Raw genomic sequence first — 1,698 nt, 5'->3', positions numbered from 1 at the left:
TTTCGAGTTCTGCTCCATGCGTAGGCATGGTCTTGGTCGACACCCAATCGTATAAGATTTTTTCTCTTTCGCTCGGGTTTCTTCCAATGGTGCCAAATGCAGTAGCGAAGTCGGTTTCTTAGCCAGCCATCTAAATCTCGTAGTTTACCTAAAATATTCGTGCCTTGAAAATAGGTCAACCATCCTCGTTGCACTTCGTTTATTTTGGCAATACGTTCTTCAAAAGTGGCTGGTGTGGTTTTGCGGGTAATTGCTTTTAATCGCTCTTTTAGTCGTTTCCATGCCTTTTCGGCTACTATGAGTTGGTAGTTGTTCTTGCTTCCTTTTTCATACTTAGGTACAAACCCAAATCCTAAAATCGTAAAATTAATGGGTTTTCTAATCCCACTTTTTTCTTGATTAATGGTTAATTTGAGTTTGTTTTTTAGGAACTTTTCAATCACTACTCGGGTAGCTTTTGCCTGATTGTGGCTTTTGCAATAAATACTAAAGTCATCGGCATAACGCACAAATTTATGTCCTCTTCGTGTCATTTCCTTATCCAGTTGATGGAGTAAGATGTTTGATAATAGTGGACTTAATGGGCTTCCTTGCGGAACGCCTTTTCTGCGCTTGTGTAGTTTTCCGTTGATTTTAATGGGTGCTCTGAGCCATTGCCTAATGAGTTGCATCGTAGCTTTGCATTTTATTTTTTGAAAAAGTAAATTCAGTAACAGGCAATGGTCTACTTCGTCAAAGAAGTTCTTTAGGTCGATATCCACTATATGGTTCAACCCTTGATGGATGTAGTCCCGTGATTGTCCAACGGCTTGTCGGGCATTTTTGTTGGGTCTAAATCCAAAACTGTTTGCCTTGAATTCAGGTTCAAAAAGTGGCGTGATACTTTGCCCTATGGCTTGTTGCAACACTCGCTCTGTGGTGGTGGGAACGCCCAATAATCGGGTGCTTCCGTTTGCTTTTGGAATGGCAATCCCTAAAATGGGTTGTACCTTGTAGTTCCCTTGGTTTATAGCTTCAATAAGTTGCGTTTTATTCTGTGTGAACACCTGGCGGAGTTCGCTAGTTGAAACGCCATCGACACCCGCACTGCCTTTATTGGCTATGACATGTTCCAATGCTTTTTGAAGGTTGTAAGGTTGTACTACTCGTTCAATCATTTTAGTTTTGTTTTTAACCTGTTTTCGTTGATTAGAGCTACTTGCGTTCTGCTACTCATTGAAAACCTCTTTACGTTCTGTCCTTCCTTGTTTGTGAGACCTGTGCGGTATTTATTCGCACCTCGTTACTTTCAAGTACTATGACTTCTGCTGACTTCTTTGCCTAACCATCTCGTGGTTGCAAAGACCTCCCTCTGGTAAGAGCTTTTTCCTTCCTCCAATTCCTGCGTCATCTACAAATTAAAGTTTGGGTAAACTTTGGACGTTGCGTTGCTGTGGACGCTTATCCGCTTTAATTTGCCTCTTATGACGTTTCTGTTCGTCAGTACCGGAGTTTGTCGGTTCGCTTCCTTTAGTTCCAACCTCACGGTTGACCACCTTGCGACGTACTAATGGTTCGGTTTGTTAATCCGCCCATAAGGGACTTACACCCTCTGGAAAAATAACACGCTGTAAGTTTGTTTTATAATCTGAAATTTGTAATTTTCAATTTTTATTCGAGCTTACAGCGTGTGTCCTGCTCATGCAGGGCACACACAGC

1 protein-coding gene is annotated in these 1,698 nt (G+C 41.7%); it reads right to left on the bottom strand.

The annotated features are described in order from the left end of the window. On the bottom strand, positions 1 to 1,157 hold a 1,157-nt coding region (gene ltrA / locus WFZ85_RS15910; RefSeq protein WP_342697237.1), incomplete at its 3' end, for a group II intron reverse transcriptase/maturase. Between the last annotated feature and the right edge of the window lie 541 nt (positions 1,158 to 1,698).

Origin of the sequence: Flavobacterium aureirubrum, assembly GCF_038739835.1 — a bacterium.
Taxonomy (GTDB): domain Bacteria; phylum Bacteroidota; class Bacteroidia; order Flavobacteriales; family Flavobacteriaceae; genus Flavobacterium; species Flavobacterium aureirubrum.
The sequence above is the reverse complement of the archived record's forward strand: the minus strand, read 5'-3'. Positions and strand labels throughout refer to the sequence as shown.